Below are 18,816 nucleotides of genomic sequence, written 5' to 3' on the forward strand. Positions count from 1 at the left end.
TTCATTACTATGCTATAAAAATTACACTCCTTCGGAGTTGCTAGAGCTTTACAGCTTGATCAAAGTCGGTTCAACCAATGCCCCCGTCAGGTCATAGGCCATCGCGCCAGTGATCCTCACAGGGACGATCTCCCCCACTTTTGCCTGACCTTCAATAAAGACCATACCATCAATTTCGGGGGCATCGCGGTAAGACCTGCCAATCGATAAGCCATTATCAAACCCCTCCACCAGCACATCCAGGGTTTTGCCAACATAAGATTGATTCACCTGGAGCGAAATGTTCTGTTGAAGCTCCATCAGGCGTTCGTATCTTTCCTGTTTCACAGGAGCAGGTACGGGGTCACCCAGAGGCGCGGAGGTTGTCCCCGGCTCGAAGGAAAATTGGAATGCACCTACACGGTCGAACCGAATCTCATTCACAAAATCATATAGAGTTTGAAACTCTTCATCTGTTTCGCCTGGGTATCCAACGATGAATGTCGTCCGCATGGACAGGCCTTTCACAGTGGCGCGCATTTTCCCAAGCGTTTTATATACCCAATCCATATTGGACGGGCGCTTCATACGATATAAAGTCTTCGGGTGCGCATGTTGAAGCGGCATGTCGAGGTAAGGCAAAACCTGCTTGCGGGTTGCCATCACTTCGATCAAGCGATCCGTGACATAGCCCGGATACGCATACATCACGCGGATCCAATCCATATCTGGAACAGCGTCTGTTAATTGTTCGAGCAAAATAGCGAGGCCATCCTTCATGCCCAGGTCGTGACCATAATCAGTTGTATCCTGCGCGATCAATACCAATTCACGCACCCCTGCATTACGCAATGTCCGCGCCTCATGCAGGATTGATTCAACTGGGCGTGAAACTGCTGTGCCTTTGATCAACGGGATCGCGCAAAATGCGCAGGGGCGGCGGCAGCCGTCCGCTACTTTGATGTACGCGCTCGCGCCAGCAATACTGACTCGCAACGCATCGTATTCATCCGTGCCGACAGTGGCCGTTTCAGGCAGATGATAAATTGGTTCAGGGTGTTTGCTCTTACGGACTTCCTTCACCACTTGCACAATATCCATCCAGCGGCGTGTGCCGAGGATGCCATCGATACCAGGCACTTTCTTTGCAACTTCAACACCATAACGTTGTGTGAGGCAACCCGCCGCGATCAGCACTTGTCCATCGAGTTTTGATTTGGCAAGCTCATCCAACACGCGATAAGACTCCTCTTTTGCAGGGCCAATAAAACCGCAGGTGTTCACGATCAACACAGCCGCCTTCGACGGGTCATCCATGGAACGATACCCATCCCGCAGAAGCAACTGTGCCATCGAATCAGAATCTACTGTATTCTTCGCGCAACCGAGTGAAACCAAATGAAAAGTATTTTTTGACAAGTTGTTTTCCTAAAGTAGGTCACGTTTGTAGCGTGACGATTCCAAAAATTTGTTGTCACGTTACAAACGTGACCTACCCGCCATCGGACGGAGTTACAGTCGGTGTGGCTGTTGGTGTATTCGTAGCGCTCGGAGTAGACGTAACCAGCGGAGTATTCGTCGGCGTAGGCGAAAGTGTTGCAGTCGGTGTGGCAACACCAGAGACCAAATACACACGACTTACTACTTCGCCCACGCCACCCATCAAACCAAGGTCACGTCCATTATATGTGATTCGCAATGCCGCAGCATTACCGGTAAGCACAACTACTTGATTCTCCGCTTCAAAAACTTTCGTCTCACGTGGAGCCATACGCCCCTCAAATATCACCTCGCCATCCATAGAGATCCTTACAAAAGTTCGCTCCACAGCAAAGACGTTGACGATCACATTCGCATCTGTGCCTGGGGTCGGCGCATCTGGCGTAGTGAAAGGATCCACAGCAGGAGCCGTACCTAATGGATTATCTTCTGCTGCCACAAAAGTTGCTGCCAATGAAGCTGTCGGAAGAGGTACATTGCCAAGCACATCCACAATGGATGGCGCAGTGGGTTGAGCAATCTGGCTTTGGTCATCCTGCAAGCTGACCACACGCCCTACGCCCCAAATTGCAAGCGCAATCAGAATTGCGATCATCACCACGCCGAAGATCAGGTCACCTGCAATAAATGTCCGCAGCAACGGCATGGAGGTAACCACTTCTGTTTGTATCTTTTCACGCGGTGTCTCCGCATATTTCTCGCGATGCCTGGCTTGCAATGCATCTGCAAAGCGCAGCATAATGGTATCGGCATCAAGGTCAAGAAAAGCTGCATAATTTACCAGCATCCCGCGCGTTTGCACCGGCGAAGGCAATTTATCGAACGAGCCTTCCTCGAGAGCTTTTACAAACACTGCGCGCAAATGTGTATGACGCTCCACCTCTTCAAAAGTCAGGCTGATCAACTCGCGCCGTGCACGCAACTGCGCACCGATTTCTGCAAAGATCACATCCGCTGGCAGGGATGGCGTTTTCGGTTTTATTTCCTGATCAATTACGGGTTCGCTGTCCTTTTCGATTTCACGGGCAACACTTTCTTCTTTTTTCTTTCGGAATTGGATCAGCGAACTTAACTTCGATATGAGCCTGGGCTTCGCTTCCCCCTTCGGGGACGACGCCTCTTTAACCTCAACCTGCTCAGCCTCAACAGGCAGAGTCTCAGCTTCGGTTTTAGATTCCATCACTTCTGCTTGAGCAGGCTCAGTGGACTCAGCCTCAGGTGCAACATCTGCTTTCGGACGGCGACCAAACCAGGAGGCCCAGAAAGGATGCGCTGGTTTATCATCCTGCGAATCAGTTAATGGAGGGATTTCTGTTTCAACGAGATTAACTTGCGGTAAAGGGCCGCTTACCTCAGCGGGCACCGGCGCATTTTTTTGAATCTCTGCAATCATCTCGTCAATGTTGAGATCGAGGTATTCGGCGTAATTCCGCAAAAATCCACGTCCCTGCGCAGCAGACGGCATGGCGGAATAATCATCCGATTCCAGGGCCTGCAAAAAAATTACGCGGATGCGCGTATCGTCAGATGCTTTTTCAAGCGTAAGATAACGAGCTTCACGCTCCTGTTTGAGGCGTTGACCAATTGATTCTGACATGGATTTATTTTACTGCGTATTACAAACATCACCGACTTACGCCGGTGATGTGATGTTGTTCTTATTCGGCTGCGACAGCGGGTTCTTCTGCCACGGCTTCTTCTTTTGGCTTATGAGAACTCTTTTTGGGTTTCTCAGCCTTTTCAACTTCGGCTGGTTGTTCCATCGCGCTTTCGAGGCTTTCTCCTTCACGATAGACGATGATCTTTATCTCTGGAACGAGATCCATCGTCAGGCGAATGTGAGCCGTGAATTCACCGAGCGCGCGGATGGGTTGAATATCCACTTGCTGGCGTTTCACTTCCAGGTGTATTTGTTCGGAAAGTGCGGTGGCGATGTCCTGCGTGGTAATGGAGCCATACAACTTACCGGTATCACCGGCCTTGGCTGGGAAGGTAAGAGTAACTTCCTTGATCTGGTCAGCCACGCCTTTGAGGTCATTATTTTGAGCATTACGGCGGACCTCAGCCTGTGACTTGATCTTCTGAATCTGCTTCATGGCGCCTTCGGTGGCGAGTACTGCAAATCCCTGTGGGATGAGGAAGTTGCGGCCAAAGCCGTCGGCTACCTTTTTAATGTCCCCCGCGCGTCCAAGTTTATAAACATCTTTAACAAGCAATACTTTCATTTTCTATAAGCCCTTTCTGGCTGAATATGTCAGGACGAAGGGTACTACGTCCTGCTTTAGCAGGATTTTACCCCGCGGAAGCGGGATTTTGGTCTGCGGGGCAGGATTGTACCATAAAGAAACCCTTTCTTGCCAACGCAACGAAATACGATTAAGATAAAGGTATGCCTCAGATTCCCATTAGTTTTCGGCGTGTGGCAACTTTTGCCGGCATTTTTGTTTTGATCCTATTTGTGATTGAGTTCAATACACGCCTCGAAGAACTGAACCGTTTGAATAACCAACGCGACCAGGTGCGGATCATTGCCACACAGGCCATGCAAACGCAAATGGCGCTGCAAACGCAGGTTTCATATGCGGGGTCTAACGCAGCAGTCGAGGAATGGGCTCGCACCGAGGGACATTACTTGCAGGATGGCGATCATCCGGTCATTCCTGTGGAACAACCGGGCAGTGAACCGGTGATCGTGAATACTCCGGTTCCAACTCCCACCCCAATGCAAAATTGGGAAATCTGGTGGGGCTTGTTCTTCAACGACTAATTTACAAAAACTGGATAATGCAAGTAAATCTACTATACTATTCCGCAGGTCTCGGGTTTATTGTCATACTCACTGGGGGTATAGCTTACCGTTCCTTAATGGCGAAGGGCAAACCCGGTTCTCGTATTTTCAGTTTACTAATGTTATCTATGACCATTTGGGCGGCATTTTATTTGCTTGAGATCATCATCCCAACCCTTCCACTAAAGATAGTGGCCAGAAAAATTTTATATCTTGGCGCGACCATGTCTGCGCCGTTGTGGCTTGGGTTTGCACTGCGGTATACAGGAATTAGCACCTGGTGGTCAAAAGGCGGAAATATCTATCTGTTGACCGCTCCAGGATTAATCGCCTTTCTATTGGGAATGACAAACGAATCCCATGCTTTGATCTGGCGAACCCTTGAACTATCCTCAGATTATGGATTGGGACCATTAAATTATTCGTTTGGATTGGGTTTTTGGCTTTACGCTACAGTGGCATATTCTTTCGCCGCCGCCGGCATGTTGATCTACTTCATCACGTACCTTCGTTCGCCAAAAATTTTCCGAAATCAGACCAGCGTCATGTTATTGGGGGCACTTACCATACTAATCACCAACGCCATCTTCCTAAGCGGGATACTTCCTTACAATGTGGATCCCACGCCTCTATCCTTCGGGTTGTCTGCTCCATTACTGGCGCTTGGATTCTTCCGCTTTGGCCTGTTGAACTTGTTTCCGATTGTCGCCCCCATGGTCGTTGAGCATCTAAAGGATTCTGTGATCGTCTTAGATGCACAGGATCGCATTACAGACTTTAACACCGCCGCCCAAAAATGGCTTGATCTGGATCACAACTTCATCGGCGCTTCCGTTTTTGACATCCTGCCGCTCTCAGATGATTTCAGAAATAATTGGGACATTCCAAACGCAACCATAAAACTGGAATTAATGAAGAAAGGCAGGCAGGGATGGTATGAAGCATCCATTGTTCATTTGCATAATGGCGAAAACATATTAATTGGGCGGGTGATCGTGATACACGATATAACGCAGGAACAGGGACTGCTGGAAGCAGAATTTCGCCGCTCTGCCCAATTAGCCCTTCTTGAAGAAGTTGGCAGGCAGGTGGCAGATACTTTCAATGAAAAGGAAATCCTCCAGCGCTCCATTGATGCGGTTGTGAATCGTTTTGGGTATGCTGAAGCAGCGATCTCACTTTTGAAGGATGACAACATACTGGAAGTTGCCGCCATTGCCGGCACACAGGATTTTGGTTACAGGCCGGGCTATCAACAGGAAATAGGGAAAGGAATTATTGGTCACACCGCCGCTATCCGTAAAACCTATATCTCAGACCACGTTGCCAGTGATCCTTACTATTTTTCCAATGAGATACATCATGGCTCAGCGATTTGCATCCCAATTTTGAATGAGGGAAACTTGCTGGGAGTCCTATATGTGGAAAGCTCGGAGCCTTATGCGTTCAACCAGCAGGATGCAAGCACCCTGGAAACCCTTGCCAACCAGATCTCGGCCTCCCTTCAAAGAGCCTCCTTATATTCAAAGGCGCAGGAATATTTACGAATCATGTCTACGGTGCAGGCCGTTTCGCATGCAATTTCAAGCTCACTGGATCTGGAGACGATCTTTCAATCAGTCGTAAAAGTACTCAAGCAAACATTTGGATATACCCATGTCAGCATCTATTTATTGAGGGATGATTATCTGCATCTCGGGGCGCAGATCGGATACCCGCATGGGATGGTCATTCATAAGATCCATGTCAGCCAGGGAGTCACTGGGCGGACAGTAAAAGCAAAGACCGTTCAATTCATTCAGGATACTTCAAAAGAACCAGCTTTCTTAAGGGCTGACGATAACATAACAAGCGAAATCTGCGTGCCCTTATTGAAAGAAAATGTAGTGCTTGGGACAATCAATGTGGAAGGCGATGCAAACCGCCCTCTCACACAGGAAGATATGGATTTTCTAATAACCCTCTCCGGTCCGATTGCGCTGGCAGTGGATAATGCCCGCTTGCACGCGCAAGTCAAGGCGCTGGCATTGACGGACGCCGTCAGCGGTCTTGCCAACCGTCATGCCTTTGAAGAAACTTTGATCGCAGAAGTGGAGCGTGCGGCACGATTAGGGTTTCACCTTTCACTCATCATCTTTGACCTTGATTCCTTCAAAGACTATAACGATGAATGGGGACATCCCGCAGGGGATGTTCGCCTTAAAGCAACCGCAGACCTGATCCGCAGAAATTTACGCAAATATGATATTGCCGCAAGATACGGAGGCGACGAATTCGCCGTCATCCTGCCTAACACAGATCAAAGCAGCGCTCTCGAATTTTCCAAACGGTTGCATGAAGCAGCCCAATTAAGTACACGCGAAACACCGATTGAAGGAAAGGGAGTTGCAGGCTATACGATCAGCATGGGCATTGCCACCTTCCCAGAAGATGGAGATACGCTTTCGTCGATCTTGATCGCCGCAGACCATGCGGAATTAATGGCCAAGCGCCTCGGTAAAAACCAAATCTACCTTGCCAGCGATCTAAGGAATTATGGACAGGCTTAATCTCTTTCCCATTTCAACAACAATCAAAAACGACAGTCTCGTAATAGCAGGGCACGATCTCACAAAAGTAGCTGAAGAATATGGCACGCCTTTGTATTTATATGACAAGGCAACCATGGACGCTTTAGCGCTGGATTACAAAAAGGCGCTCGCTTCACACTACCCTGCACCTGCTTCTGTTACTTATGCAGGCAAGGCATTCCTCTGCACTGCCATCGCGCAATGGACCCAAACGAATGGCCTGCATGTTGATTGCACAGGTGAAGGCGAAATCGCAATTGCCTTGGCTGGCGGCGTACCACGTGAAAATATTCTGGTGCATGGCGTAAATAAATCCATTGCCGATTTGAAATCCGCGATTCAACACGCTGGCACAATCGTCGTTGACAACTTAACTGAACTCAAACGGCTTGCCGAACTATTTACTATTCACCCTTCACTTTTCCCTAATCTATGGCTTCGTCTCCTACCCGGCATCCCAGTGGATACACATCACGCCCACACGCAAACAGGTCAACATGACAGCAAGTTTGGCATGACACGCGAGGAGATTCTGGAAGCCGCGGAATATTGCAGGCTACACAACCTGCCACTCAAAGGGATCCACTTTCATCAAGGCTCAAATTTTCGGGATGCGAATCCATTGAAGGCGGCAATTGAGATCGGGCTGAATATTGCGCAGGAAATCGGATTTTCCAATGAATGGCACTTCAGCCCTGGCGGAGGCTGGGGAGTGGCCTATCATGAAGATGAACTTCCACAGCCTGATACAAATGAGTATGTGCGGGTTATTGCAAATAGCGTGATCGAAGGCTGCAAGAAGCGCGGCCTTAACCTCCCCCATTTACATTTGGAACCTGGCCGCAGTTTAGTGGCGCGGGCGGGCGTGGCAATCTATCGAGTAGGCGCGATCAAAAGACGTGGTGACAAAGTTTGGATATTAACCGATGGCGGTATGACGGATAATCCACGCCACGCAATGTACGGGGCTAGATACTCTTGTTTGCCGGTATCAAGCGTCAGCGCAGAAAGCGGCGTGTTGAGCCTGTCGAAACAAAGCGAGGTTGTGTCCATTGCAGGACCCTATTGCGAGTCTGGGGATGTCGTCATCGAAGACCTACCTATGCCAAAAATCCACGAAGGTGATTTACTTGCGATCCCTGCGTCGGGCGCGTATCACTTGAGCATGTCGTCGAATTACAACGGCTCGCGCAAACCTGCGGTTGTGATGGTGGAAGAGGGGCAAGCAAGGCAAATGCTTCGGAGGGAAACAATTCAGGATTTGTTATCAAAAGATATGTGAAGTAGACAGGCAAACAGGTAGGCAGGTATACTTGCGGTTTGATAATTCTTTAAATTTATCTGTTTATTTCTTTCAGGAGTCCATCGTGTCCATCATCACTACCAAGTTAAAACTTTACCTGCCACTTATCAAATCCATGCAAACCAGCCTGCTTTTGCTTACAGGTGTAGCGGGTTACCTGAGCGCACACACGACAGTGAATTGGGTTCACTTCTGGCAAATGATTCCCAGCCTTTTTCTTGCCATCGCTGGGTCCACCATCCTCAATATGTGGTGGGATCAGGATATCGACTCGAAGATGAAGCGTACACACAAACGCCCAACTTCTGCTGGGCAGGTAACTCGCAATGAAGTTCTCACGCTTGGCATCGTGGTCTCTGTGATCGGCATCGGTTGGGCGTTGCTCATCAATTGGTTATATGGGGTTGTCGTTTTTGCTGGTCTCTTTTTTGATGTAGTTGTTTACAGCATGTGGCTCAAACGCAAGACTTGCTGGAGTATTGTTTGGGGCGGTATCTCGGGCGCCATGCCTATTCTCGCGGGCCGTGTACTTGCCGTGGGTCAGATCGATGCCATTGGAATTTTACTGGCCTGCGCCGTGCTGTTCTGGATCCCAACGCACACGCTTACCTTTAGCCTCAAGTTTGCAGATGACTACAATAGCGCAGGTGTGCCAACTTTTCCATCCACTTATGGTGAAGCAATCACCCGTTTTGCAATTGCATTTTCAAGCGTCATCGCCGCGCTGACAATGGGCTGGGCTTCCGTTTGGATCGGTGTTACCGCAGGGGTTTTGCGGGTCATCATTGTCTTGAGTGCAGGCTTATTCTTCCTCGCTGTCACTACTGTCTTCCGCCCATCTGAGCGGGTCAACTTCAGCCTCTTCAAATACGCGTCCATGTATATGCTGTTTGCGATGCTGTTGATTATCCCCTAACCTTCCCCGTCATTGCGAGGAGCGGAGCGACGAAGCAATCTCCCTCATCGTGTTGGAGATTGCTCACCGCACTGGCACGCGGTGCAAGTGTCGGGCTAGCGCCCTCGCAATGACGAAGGCATCAATGAAAATCACATCCCTCGACCGCACCCTGCTGTTTCTTACTGGCTTCCTGGCTGCTTATCAAATTGCCATCGGTATCGACCAAATGGATAATGTTCCCATCATTGCTTACACCATCGCATTTGGTATCATTCTAGTAGCGGGGCTTTTGCTAATCATCCTCGGCTTTGAAGTATTAGACTCGCCTATCGTCGTCATCATCTCGACAATTATTCCATTGGGGCTATCGCTGGGCCTCGTCTGGCAGCACCTCGCTTCTTATCGGACCCCGTACCTGTTCTTCACCATCATCGGTTTCCTGGCTGTGATATTAACCCGCTCGATCCAAATGCAAAACAAACTACCCGTCATTATAGTCACCATCACACATGGAATTTCAGGCGTAATAATATTCTTATTGCCGATCATCATTTCCATTCAAGGGCAGGCCAAGCCCATGTTTGCTCTTGTTGGCATAGGCGGCGGCTTGATTGGCATGCTTGGGCTATTGCTCGCCTTCTTGAAGGCGGGAAAGCCTATACTATCCAGAGACACGCTTATGAAATTGTTTCCGATCTTATTACTGCTTACAACAGCACTTTTTGTAGCAGGTTTTAAATTCGGGTAATCTGTAGGTCACGCTTGAAGCGTGACCTACTTTTTTACAAAAATTTTTCAGTGGGGCAAATGTTTGGGAAAGGGCAAACAAGCTTACGGCTCAGGAAAGAAGCGTACATAAGAAAACATCCCCGTCGATTTGACGGGGATGTTCATTTTACTTTTCTAAATTATCGGTCACATTGACCGAGCCTGCTTTTCGCATTTGGTCTTCCTGTACCATGCGAATGCCGTTACTGACCTGGTTGCTCATCTTTGCAATTTGATCCTGCAATTGCATGAGAGTGTCCAACACGTAGTTATCGGCATCGGCGCGGGTGGCCTCGGCCTCGGCCCGCGCTTGCGCAATGATCTGTTCTGCGCGGCGTTGGGCCTCCTGCATGATCATATCCTTCTGCGTCATCTGGTCAGCTTTATCGCGCGCGATCTGCAATGTGCGATTGGCTTCTTCTTGTGCCTGCGCCATCACACGGTCACGTTGAGCGACAACCTGTTGCGCTTTCTTCACCTCTTCGGGAATGACGATGCGCATCTGGTCGATCAATTCCAACATGCGATCTTCATCCACCACAACGTTGTGCGTAAATGGCACAGCCTTTGCGTCGTTGAAGAGTTCTTCCAGGCGGTCAATCAGTTGCAGAATATCCATGTTTTTTCGCTCCGTAGCGCGACATCTATGTCGCACACGCACACGCGATATAAATGTCGCGGTACATGTATAAGTAATTCTAGCACAGATTAATCGCGTAGTGCATTGGGCGGAGAGTGGTGGTCGCCCATGTCAATTACTTTTTCCTTCAAGGCCTTTTCCACAAAAGACGGCACCATGCTGGAAACATCCCCATTGAGTGTGACGATCTCCCTCACCGTGGATGACGACAGGAAAGTATGCTGTTCAGCCGTGATGAGCGCAACAGTTTCAACGGCATCCTTCGCCATGCGTTGATTGGCAAGCGCCATACGGAATTCAAATTCAAAATCGGAAAACACACGCAAGCCGCGCACAATGACCTGGGCGTTTATCGCGCGGGCAAAATCAATTGTCAGGCCGCTGTAACCAGTCACTTTGATCTTGGGGTTGTCCTTGTATGCTTCGGTCACCAGAGCGATGCGCTCTTCGGGCGAGAACATCAGGGTTTTCAAAGGCTTGTCATATACGGCCACCACTACTTCATCAAATAATTTCGATGCGCGTGAAGCGATGTCGATGTGGCCATAGTGAATCGGGTCAAACGTTCCTGGGAACAGTGCTCTAACCATTTTTCTCCATTGTTATTCGTAGGGGCGGGGTTGTCCCACGCCTACACATTTATGATACATCCCCTTTAGCGCCGCCCCAGAATCTTTCAAAGGCTTCGGCCAGCAGGGCATGTTCAGGTTGACTTAGTTCAGGATCTCGTTCAAACAGGGCTTGCGCCTGTGTGCGTGCTTTTTCGATCAATGCAACGTCAGTGATGCTTGCCATCTTCAATGTGGTGGCATAACCAGCCTGACGTGTTCCTAAAAATTCGCCAGGGCCGCGAATTTTCAAATCAAGGTCGGCAAGTTCAAAACCGCTGTTGGTGCTGACCATGGCTTGTAGACGGTCATTCTCAGTTGCATCTTCATGCGTGGGAATCAACAAACAAGTGGATTGCACAGAGCCGCGCCCCACCCGTCCGCGCAATTGATGAAGCTGCGCCAAACCAAACCGGTCCGCACCTTCGATCAACATCACGGTAGAGTTCGGCACATCCACACCCACTTCGATCACAGTGGTTGAAACGAGAATGTCAAATTTCTTGTCGCGGAAGTTCAACATCACTTCATCTTTTTCACTGGGCTTCATGCGTCCGTGCAGTAAACTGAGTTTCAGGTCGGGGAACACTTCTTTTGAAAGCGTTTCAAAATCATCCACTGCCGCACGCGCATCGATCTTGTCACTTTCATCGATCAACGGATAAACGATAAAGGCCTGGCTCCCATTTTTGATCTGCGCACGGATCATGGTATATGCACGTTCGCGTTCCTGCGGACGCAGCACATAAGTACTAATCGGCTGTCGTCCTTCAGGCATCACATCAATCACAGAAATATCAAGGTCGCCAAATACCGTCAACGCCAGTGAGCGCGGAATGGGTGTGGCCGTCATCACCAATAAATGTGGGTTCGTACCTTTACTGCGAAGCTCGGCGCGCTGCTCCACGCCAAAGCGATGCTGCTCATCGATCACCACAAATTGCAAATCCTTGAATTGGACATCTGGCTCGATCACTGCATGTGTGCCAATCACGATTTTTATTGAACCATCCATCAAACCCTGACGGATCGCTTCTTTCTCACTTTCAGTTGTGTTGCCCACCAACAAGCGGATCTCACTCTGTTGCATAGCACTGCCATCCTCCGCCAGCAAACTGAGAAATGTACGATAATGTTGTTCCGCTAAAATGGAAGTAGGCGCCATAATCGCGGCCTGCGCTCCCCCATTGACGACAATGGCAGCAGCTAAAGCCGCTACGACAGTTTTACCTGAACCGACATCACCTTGCACGAGTCTGTTCATGGGTTTGCCAGAGTCGAGGTCAGCGCGGATGTCTGCGAGCGTGGTTTGTTGGGCAGAGGTCAAAGTGAAGGGAAGGCTGGTTAAGCGCGCATCCAGCCACTCGTCCGAGATGGGGAAGCGGCGACCTTCCACAGACTTCCAATCCCGTTTCTGGCGCAGCACTCCCATCTGCAAATAGAAGATTTCATCAAACGCCAAACGCTCACGTGCCAGTTTGAGCCTGGCCTGCGAATCAGGAAAATGAACTTGTGTCAACGCTTCGCCAAGAGAAACAACCTGCGCGGAGCGTTTGATGGTATCGGGAAGCGCATCCACAACGGCGGGAGCCCAATAGGTGATAACCTGATTCATTTGATTGCGCAGCCACTTTTGAGTGATACGCTCGGTGAGAGAATAAATGGGAACAATGCGATTAGTATGCAGGTTCTCAACTTCAACCGGTTCCCAATCCGGGCTGTTCATCACGATACGGCCAAGATATTGATCGATCTTCCCAGAAACAGAGATCGCATCGCCTTCTTTGAAGCGGTTGGCCAACCAGGGCTGATTGAAATAGGAAATGCGAAGCGAACCTGTACCGTCGCTGATGATGACTTCGATAATGCTTTGTTTGCCACCGCGGATGGGGCGGGTATGCACGCTTTGCACTGTTCCCAGCACCGTGACTACATCGTTATACATCAACGATTGGATCGGTTTGAGCTGGCTGTAATCTTCATAGCGGCGCGGGAAGTAATACAGCATATCGCCGAGCGTCTGCATACCAAGCTTCTCAAGTGATTCCGCGTTCTTGGGACCCACGCCCTGCAGCACAGTCAATTTTGCGTTGAGCGCGGCAGGCGTCTGGCTGTGCTTTGCACCCGCCACTGTTTCAGAACGCGGTTGAGGAATCTGGCGTGGTTTCTGCTGATGTTGTTGTGGTTGAGGTTGTTGAGCGGGACGCGGTACAGTCTTTTCACCCTCTGGTTTTGATTCTTGCACGAGAGGCGGCGCAACAGATCGCTGTGGCTGAGGAGTGGGATATTGTGCCTGCTTGGGTTTTTGCCCCGCTTCGGGGTAGGTTTCACCGATCCGCTTCCAAAGCCCCTTAAGCGATTCAGCCCTTCCATCAGGACTAATCTTCTCATAGGAACGCAAACGCGATACTACGGCCTGTATCACCTCTTCGGTGATCCCATCTGCGCGGGCCTCCCCCTCCCAATAATCCAACATTTTGGCGAGTCCGCCGATGATGGCGGTATTTTGATATTTATTCTCGTGTTCGAGGCGAAAAAATTTACGAAGTTTCTCTAATGATGGTTGCATATGGTCAATTTTATCATGGGGAGATGTTAGAACTTGGATATCTTAAAGGGCAAAAATGTTTTCACCGGAGATAAACGGAGATGAACAAAGATGAATCAAAGAGCTTTTATCTCTGTGTATCTCTGTTCATCATGGTTACTTTCTCACCGCTGCAAAACCCAACCCATTTGGGCCAAGATGTGTGCCGATGACCGCGGTCACATTCACAAAAAGGATCTCGCGCGGAACGGACATTCGCGCGCTTTTCATCAATGCTTTCAGCAATTCTTTCGCGCGCGGTTCAGCGTTGGTGTGCAGGATCGCCAGCCGTTCGAGGTCGCCCCTTTCGAGCAAAAAATTCAGGATGCGTTCATCGGCTTGTTTCGTGGTGCGGACGGCGCCAATCGCTTTAACTTCACCATCGATCAATTCGATCATCGGCTTGATGGATAGCAATCCGCCCAAGTTGGCGACCACACCGGGGACTCGTCCGCTGCGTTTGAGATATTCCATCGTATCCAATGCGGCTGAGACCTGTAATCTTTTCCTGGTGGACTCAATCGCCTCCAACGCGGATCGTAAGTTTGACTCTGCTTCTTCGGCGGCGGCTAACACTTGGAATCCCATTCCCATCGAGAGCGATCCGCTATCCACACAGGTGACTTTATCAGGGAATTCCTGTGCAGCCTGGCGTGCCACATTGATGATGGTTGTCAATTGACTGGCAGCATGGATGGAGATGATGTGGTCACAGCCGTTCGAGAGCAGAGTCTCATAGGGCGTGGCAAAATCTCCAATGGAAGGCGCGGCAGTTGTCGGCGGGGTTTGAAGCGAGGGCAGGCGGTTATAAAAATCTTCGCGCGAGATGCCGATTCCATCTGCGTATTCTTTTCCATCCAAAACCAGGATGGTCGGCACAACATAAATTTCATGTTGTTCAATCAGGTACTGAGGCAGATCTGAAGTTGAGTCTGTGACGATTCCGATTTTCATGTCCAGAGTTTAACATAATCCTTCGACTACACCGCAAAGAGCGCGGCTCCGCTCAGGATGGATTGATACTTGTCTCTTGACATACTATATATCACACAGTATAATGCGATAAAGGTTGAGATATGGCAAACACTGAATCGCTCGAAAATGTTGTACTGGAACTGAGACGCGGGGTGATCGTTCTCGCGGCGCTCAGCCAACTGGGAACCGAACAATACGGCTACTCCCTGCTAAAGCAGCTTTCCGATCTCGGTTTGGAAGTGGACCAGGGAACTTTGTACCCGCTTCTTCGCAGGCTGGAGGCGCAAGGGGTGCTGGAATCAGTTTGGAAATTGGAAGAGGCGCGCCCGCGCCGTTATTATGTCATCAGCACGGAGGGGAAAAAACTCCTGCCAAAGCTGAAAAAGGAATGGGCTGGCATTGTGTCTGTGATGGATAAGATGCTGACGTAAGGAAAGGGAACAATGAAACTCATCGACCGCTATGTATTTGAAGTAGGCAAACGCCTTCCGCTTGTAAAAGGACGCAAGGACATTGAGAATGAACTGCGCTCCACGCTGGAGGATATGCTCGAAGACCGCGCACAAAAGTCAGGCAGGCCCGCTGATGAAGCCATGGAAGTGGAAATACTCAAGGAATACGGCGCGCCTCAAAAAGTTGCCGAGACCTACAACCCAACTCCCTATTTGATCGGGCCGCGCCTGTTCCCGATGTTCATTATGGTATTGAAAATTGTAATTGCAGCAGTCGCGCTTGCGATGACTATCGTAACAGGCATCGGAATCACGACCGTGTCCCCAATGTCACTCCCCAATCTTGCCAATGTAATTGGCGAAGGATTAGTTGGATTCGTCTCAGCCATCATTGGGGCATTTGGGAACATCGTGCTGATCTTTGCCCTGATCGAACGTTTTGCCCCCGCTTCCGAATTCAAGATGGATGGTGAAAAGGCATGGGATCCCACCTCATTAATGAAGGAACCCGAGCCTGATGATGTCAAGATATGGGAGCCCATCCTCGCCATCGTATTCACTTTCATCGGGCTCAGTATCTTAAACTTCAATCCGCAGTTGATTGGCGTTTACTACCTTGAAGGAGATGAGTGGAAGGTTATTCCCATCCTATCCGAGGCTTTCTTCCGCTGGTTGCCGTTGATGAACATTGCCTGGATTGCGGAGATCATACTCAATGGGATGCTCCTGCGTTCGGGACGATGGGATGCCCAAACCCGCATGGTCTCCATCTTCACCAAGATATTTCAAATCGTGATCATTACCCTGCTGTTCACAGGTCCATCCATTCTGGCAATTACACCCGAATCATTGAAGGCACTTGGCGTCTTTGATGCAGATACAGCGCAGACTCTGGGCATGCTGGCACAGCAAGGTATTCGCATTGTGCTTGGGTTGGCCATCTTTGGCACGGTGGTCGATATCATCAAGTCGGTCATCAAATTGGTCAGAAAAAGCACATCTTCATAAGAGGTAATCAAATAAGATTCCCCCAAACTTAAAGATTCTGCCACGGATTACACAGATCAGATCGTCACGGATTTTGAATTAATTGTCCCGAAATAAATAGAAAAAAGCCAACCTTCTGAATTGGGTTGGCTTTTTTCGTGTAAATCTGTGGCTAAAAGTTAGAAAGATTAAATTTGGGGTGATGCATGTTTGATTTAATCCATCATTATTTATTCAATCGAAATAATAAATTGATAATGAGGCTGCCCACCTTCCTGCACTTCCACTTCGAGAGATGAATATTTTTCACGAATAATATCTGCAAGGCGATTGGCCTCCGCATGGCTCATGCCTTCGCCATAGAACAAAGTTACGATCTCATGCTCATCGGCTTTGGCTTTTTCAAGCAGATCCATCACTCCCTGCTGAATAGACTCGGCTGAAACGACCAGCTTGCCATCCAACAACGCAATGACTTGCCCCTCTTTCACAATTACACCGTCGATTTCAACCGAACGGGTTGCAATGGTGATCTCGCCTGTCTTCACACCACTCATGGCCTTGATCATTTTTTGAGCGACAGCTTCAACATCCCCATCTGGGATGAGCGATAGCATGGCAGCTAGTCCCTGTGGGACAGTGCGCGTCGGTACAACCTGCACGCTTTTCACAGTTACTTCTTTGGCCTGGTTGGCTGCCATGACAATGTTTTTATTATTCGGCAAAATGATTACTTTATCGGTTGGCAGGTTTTCAAACGAACTCAAAATATCCTGAGTGGATGGGTTCATCGTCTGCCCGCCTGCCACAACTGCCGCCGCGCCCAAACTCGCGAAGATGCGGCTCAACCCCGCACCAGGCGAAACAACCACAACGGCAATATTGCCAGGCTCAACTTGGGTAAATTTAATTTGTGCAGTCTTTTGAATATCATCCATCTGCGCCAGCAGATTTTCAATCGCAACCTTGGTCACTGTGCCAATGCCCATGATGTAATCGATCGGCACATAACGGTTTTCAGTCGGCACGTGGATGTGCATACGATACATCCCCTCGCCCTCACCCACCTGGATCGATGTGCCCATCTCCTCCAGCCGCCCATAGAACGAGTCCAAATTCAATTCGCCAGTCGGCACAAAATCCACCACCACTTCATAATCCTGCCCCTCTTCCACTTCTTCCATCGCGCCCTGCAAATTCATGGCAGACAAAGGCTGAACGCTCATCATTGGCGTTTCAAGTGACTCGCCATACACATGCCGTAGCATTCCTTCCAAAATAAAGAACAAACCTTTGCCACCTGAATCCACTACACCAGCCTGCTTGAGGACCGGCAAAAGTTCAGGAGTATTCTTGACCGCTTCATCCGCCGCTTTGACAGCGACTTCCAGAATTTCAATCGCATCTCTTGCGGACCCGAGAGCTGCTTCTGTTGTGAGTGCAATTTCTTTAATGACGGTTAAGATCGTCCCCTCTACCGGGCGTACGACTCCTTTATAAGCCGTATCACGCGCCTCACCCAATGCTTTGACGAATGTCTCTTTATCCAGCACGGCCTTATCATGCACGCCGCGTGAAAATCCGCGCAGGATCTGGCTGGTGATCACGCCTGAATTACCGCGCGCGCCCATCAAGGCACCTTTGGATACAGCCGCTGCCATCTCACTGAGATTGCGCGTGCCCAAATCTTTGATCTCATTCCATGCGGATTGCAAGGTGAGAGTCATATTCGTGCCAGTGTCGCCATCTGGGACGGGGAACACATTCAAAGCATTGACCACCTGCTGGTTGGTACGGAGCCAGGTCAGCCCTGCGTCCATGAGGCGTTTCATCGCAAGCCCATCAATCGGCTGCCTACGGAGTTTCTCGACACGTGCAGTATCAATAGCCATGAATCCCTGATCTCCTAATCCGTGTCGCTGATGCGCAGGCCCGCCACGTGCACATTGACTGAATTTACGGCCAACCCCAGTGCTTTTTCAACATGGAAACGAACCGTGTTCGCCACACTATCTGCCACCGAGGTGATACGCGTGCCATATTCGATGATGATATTAATATCAATATTGATCTGATCACCCTTATACTGAACGGATATACCGCGTGAAGGTTCACGTGTAATGGTGGATACAATGCCATCCGCAAGGTTCTTCGGCGCAAGCCCCACCACGCCATATGATTCCAAAGTGGCGCGATAAGCAATCGTCGCTACTGCATTTGGCGAGACATGAATCCCGCCCAGAGATGTTGTTTCTTCGCCCATGGGTTCCTCATGATCTAAGAGATTGTCTGAAAAGTAGGGACACAGCGTGACGAACTATCGTCAAAATCATAAAGGTACTGGAGTGTTTTCAGACGCTTCCTCAGGCTTTGTGTTGATGAGACACCGAAGCCTGATTTATTCTTCTTCTTGTTCTTATTTTAACATCTTAACTTGAAGTTGGTTGCGTTGTATGGTAAAATGCCCTGCCTTTGCAAAGAGGCGATCAACATTGGAATCATTGTACGAAAGGAATCTCATCAAATGGCTAAGTGCAACACCTGCGGCAAGACAACTACGTTCGGTCATAACCGCTCTTTCTCTCAGCGTGCCACCAACCGCACGTTCAAACCCAACCTCCAGAAGGTTTCGGTAATGGAAAAGGGCCGTATGGTCAAGAAGACCCTGTGCGCCAAGTGCATCAAAACTCTCGGCAAATCTGCATCTTAGGTTCGTTCTTCCATATACATCAAAGGTCACGGCTCAGGCCGTGATTTTTGT

17 protein-coding genes are annotated in these 18,816 nt (G+C 49.4%); 8 read left to right on the forward strand and 9 right to left on the reverse strand.

Annotated features, from left to right (window positions below; genetic code table 11):
* Nucleotides 1-48: 48 nt before the first annotated feature.
* The 3 genes from rimO to rplI form a co-directional block, all read right to left on the reverse strand.
* On the reverse strand, nt 49-1,398 hold the full coding sequence (rimO, locus tag AC14M5_RS08620) for a 30S ribosomal protein S12 methylthiotransferase RimO (protein WP_484029246.1): 1,350 nt from the start codon (nt 1,396-1,398) through the stop codon (nt 49-51).
* Nucleotides 1,399-1,471: 73 nt separating this feature from the next.
* Entirely contained in the window at nt 1,472-3,076 is a 1,605-nt protein-coding gene (locus tag AC14M5_RS08625) for a helix-turn-helix domain-containing protein (protein ID WP_484029247.1), read from the reverse strand.
* A 61-nt stretch (nt 3,077-3,137) separates the two neighbouring features.
* A complete protein-coding gene (gene rplI / locus AC14M5_RS08630) occupies nt 3,138-3,704 on the reverse strand; it encodes a 50S ribosomal protein L9 (RefSeq protein ID WP_484029248.1) in 567 nt (188 codons plus the stop codon).
* Between the two features lie 164 nt (nt 3,705-3,868).
* Here rplI and AC14M5_RS08635 point away from each other — a divergent pair, with 164 nt between their 5' ends.
* The 5 genes from AC14M5_RS08635 to AC14M5_RS08655 all read left to right on the forward strand — a co-directional run bounded on the left by AC14M5_RS08635 (nt 3,869) and on the right by AC14M5_RS08655 (nt 9,786).
* Entirely contained in the window at nt 3,869-4,246 is a 378-nt protein-coding gene (locus tag AC14M5_RS08635; RefSeq protein ID WP_484029249.1) for a hypothetical protein, read from the forward strand.
* 17 nt (nt 4,247-4,263) lie between these two features.
* The gene (locus AC14M5_RS08640) at nt 4,264-6,816 is read left to right on the forward strand and encodes a histidine kinase N-terminal 7TM domain-containing protein (protein WP_484029250.1); all 2,553 of its coding nucleotides are present in this window, start codon (nt 4,264-4,266) and stop codon (nt 6,814-6,816) included.
* Nucleotides 6,803-8,119, forward strand: coding sequence for a diaminopimelate decarboxylase (gene lysA, locus AC14M5_RS08645; RefSeq protein WP_484029251.1), 1,317 nt, complete (start codon nt 6,803-6,805; stop codon nt 8,117-8,119). The genes AC14M5_RS08640 and lysA overlap by 14 nt, the downstream gene beginning before the upstream one ends.
* Before the next feature lie 85 nt (nt 8,120-8,204).
* On the forward strand, nt 8,205-9,056 hold the full coding sequence (gene cyoE, locus AC14M5_RS08650; protein WP_484029252.1) for a heme o synthase: 852 nt from the start codon (nt 8,205-8,207) through the stop codon (nt 9,054-9,056).
* A gap of 124 nt (nt 9,057-9,180) precedes the next feature.
* A complete protein-coding gene (locus AC14M5_RS08655) occupies nt 9,181-9,786 on the forward strand; it encodes a hypothetical protein (RefSeq protein ID WP_484029253.1) in 606 nt (201 codons plus the stop codon).
* A 147-nt stretch (nt 9,787-9,933) separates the two neighbouring features.
* On the opposite strand, the gene AC14M5_RS08660 is transcribed toward AC14M5_RS08655, so the two are convergent.
* The 4 genes from AC14M5_RS08660 to AC14M5_RS08675 all read right to left on the reverse strand — a co-directional run bounded on the left by AC14M5_RS08660 (nt 9,934) and on the right by AC14M5_RS08675 (nt 14,595).
* Nucleotides 9,934-10,425 carry a hypothetical protein gene (locus AC14M5_RS08660; RefSeq protein WP_484029254.1) on the reverse strand — a complete coding sequence of 164 codons (492 nt, stop codon included), beginning with the start codon at nt 10,423-10,425 and terminating at the stop codon, nt 9,934-9,936.
* Nucleotides 10,426-10,514: 89 nt separating this feature from the next.
* Nucleotides 10,515-11,036, reverse strand: coding sequence for a pantetheine-phosphate adenylyltransferase (gene coaD / locus AC14M5_RS08665; protein WP_484029255.1), 522 nt, complete (start codon nt 11,034-11,036; stop codon nt 10,515-10,517).
* A gap of 49 nt (nt 11,037-11,085) precedes the next feature.
* A complete protein-coding gene (gene recG, locus AC14M5_RS08670) occupies nt 11,086-13,623 on the reverse strand; it encodes an ATP-dependent DNA helicase RecG (RefSeq protein ID WP_484029256.1) in 2,538 nt (845 codons plus the stop codon).
* A 135-nt stretch (nt 13,624-13,758) separates the two neighbouring features.
* Complete coding sequence (locus AC14M5_RS08675; RefSeq protein WP_484029257.1) at nt 13,759-14,595, reverse strand: DegV family protein; 837 nt, start codon at nt 14,593-14,595, stop codon at nt 13,759-13,761.
* A 122-nt stretch (nt 14,596-14,717) separates the two neighbouring features.
* Between AC14M5_RS08675 and AC14M5_RS08680 the strand changes: the two genes are divergently transcribed.
* On the forward strand, nt 14,718-15,047 hold the full coding sequence (locus tag AC14M5_RS08680) for a PadR family transcriptional regulator (protein ID WP_484029258.1): 330 nt from the start codon (nt 14,718-14,720) through the stop codon (nt 15,045-15,047).
* 12 nt (nt 15,048-15,059) lie between these two features.
* Nucleotides 15,060-16,076: a hypothetical protein gene (locus AC14M5_RS08685; RefSeq protein ID WP_484029259.1), complete on the forward strand. Its 1,017-nt coding sequence runs from the start codon at nt 15,060-15,062 to the stop codon at nt 16,074-16,076.
* A 209-nt stretch (nt 16,077-16,285) separates the two neighbouring features.
* Here the strand turns inward: AC14M5_RS08685 and AC14M5_RS08690 are convergent, their stop codons facing one another.
* Nucleotides 16,286-17,947: a DAK2 domain-containing protein gene (locus AC14M5_RS08690; RefSeq protein WP_484029260.1), complete on the reverse strand. Its 1,662-nt coding sequence runs from the start codon at nt 17,945-17,947 to the stop codon at nt 16,286-16,288.
* Nucleotides 17,948-17,961: 14 nt separating this feature from the next.
* Nucleotides 17,962-18,318 carry an Asp23/Gls24 family envelope stress response protein gene (locus AC14M5_RS08695; protein ID WP_484029261.1) on the reverse strand — a complete coding sequence of 119 codons (357 nt, stop codon included), beginning with the start codon at nt 18,316-18,318 and terminating at the stop codon, nt 17,962-17,964.
* Between the two features lie 261 nt (nt 18,319-18,579).
* Between AC14M5_RS08695 and rpmB the strand changes: the two genes are divergently transcribed.
* Entirely contained in the window at nt 18,580-18,765 is a 186-nt protein-coding gene (gene rpmB / locus AC14M5_RS08700; protein ID WP_484029262.1) for a 50S ribosomal protein L28, read from the forward strand.
* The last annotated feature ends 51 nt before the right edge of the window (nt 18,766-18,816 follow it).

The organism is Candidatus Villigracilis sp., assembly GCF_057083605.1.

What these genes read in the sequence shown, in the direction of transcription:
- AC14M5_RS08625 (WP_484029247.1), bottom strand. Translation starts at nt 3,076, where the DNA reads ATGTCAGAATCAATTGGTCAACGCCTCAAACAGGAGCGTGAAGCTCGT.
- rplI (WP_484029248.1), bottom strand. Translation starts at nt 3,704, where the DNA reads ATGAAAGTATTGCTTGTTAAAGATGTTTATAAACTTGGACGCGCGGGG.
- AC14M5_RS08635 (WP_484029249.1), top strand. Translation starts at nt 3,869, where the DNA reads ATGCCTCAGATTCCCATTAGTTTTCGGCGTGTGGCAACTTTTGCCGGC.
- AC14M5_RS08640 (WP_484029250.1), top strand. Translation starts at nt 4,264, where the DNA reads ATGCAAGTAAATCTACTATACTATTCCGCAGGTCTCGGGTTTATTGTC.
- lysA (WP_484029251.1), top strand. Translation starts at nt 6,803, where the DNA reads ATGGACAGGCTTAATCTCTTTCCCATTTCAACAACAATCAAAAACGAC.
- AC14M5_RS08655 (WP_484029253.1), top strand. Translation starts at nt 9,181, where the DNA reads ATGAAAATCACATCCCTCGACCGCACCCTGCTGTTTCTTACTGGCTTC.
- AC14M5_RS08660 (WP_484029254.1), bottom strand. Translation starts at nt 10,425, where the DNA reads ATGGATATTCTGCAACTGATTGACCGCCTGGAAGAACTCTTCAACGAC.
- coaD (WP_484029255.1), bottom strand. Translation starts at nt 11,036, where the DNA reads ATGGTTAGAGCACTGTTCCCAGGAACGTTTGACCCGATTCACTATGGC.
- recG (WP_484029256.1), bottom strand. Translation starts at nt 13,623, where the DNA reads ATGCAACCATCATTAGAGAAACTTCGTAAATTTTTTCGCCTCGAACAC.
- AC14M5_RS08675 (WP_484029257.1), bottom strand. Translation starts at nt 14,595, where the DNA reads ATGAAAATCGGAATCGTCACAGACTCAACTTCAGATCTGCCTCAGTAC.
- AC14M5_RS08680 (WP_484029258.1), top strand. Translation starts at nt 14,718, where the DNA reads ATGGCAAACACTGAATCGCTCGAAAATGTTGTACTGGAACTGAGACGC.
- AC14M5_RS08685 (WP_484029259.1), top strand. Translation starts at nt 15,060, where the DNA reads ATGAAACTCATCGACCGCTATGTATTTGAAGTAGGCAAACGCCTTCCG.
- AC14M5_RS08690 (WP_484029260.1), bottom strand. Translation starts at nt 17,947, where the DNA reads ATGGCTATTGATACTGCACGTGTCGAGAAACTCCGTAGGCAGCCGATT.
- AC14M5_RS08695 (WP_484029261.1), bottom strand. Translation starts at nt 18,318, where the DNA reads ATGGGCGAAGAAACAACATCTCTGGGCGGGATTCATGTCTCGCCAAAT.
- rpmB (WP_484029262.1), top strand. Translation starts at nt 18,580, where the DNA reads ATGGCTAAGTGCAACACCTGCGGCAAGACAACTACGTTCGGTCATAAC.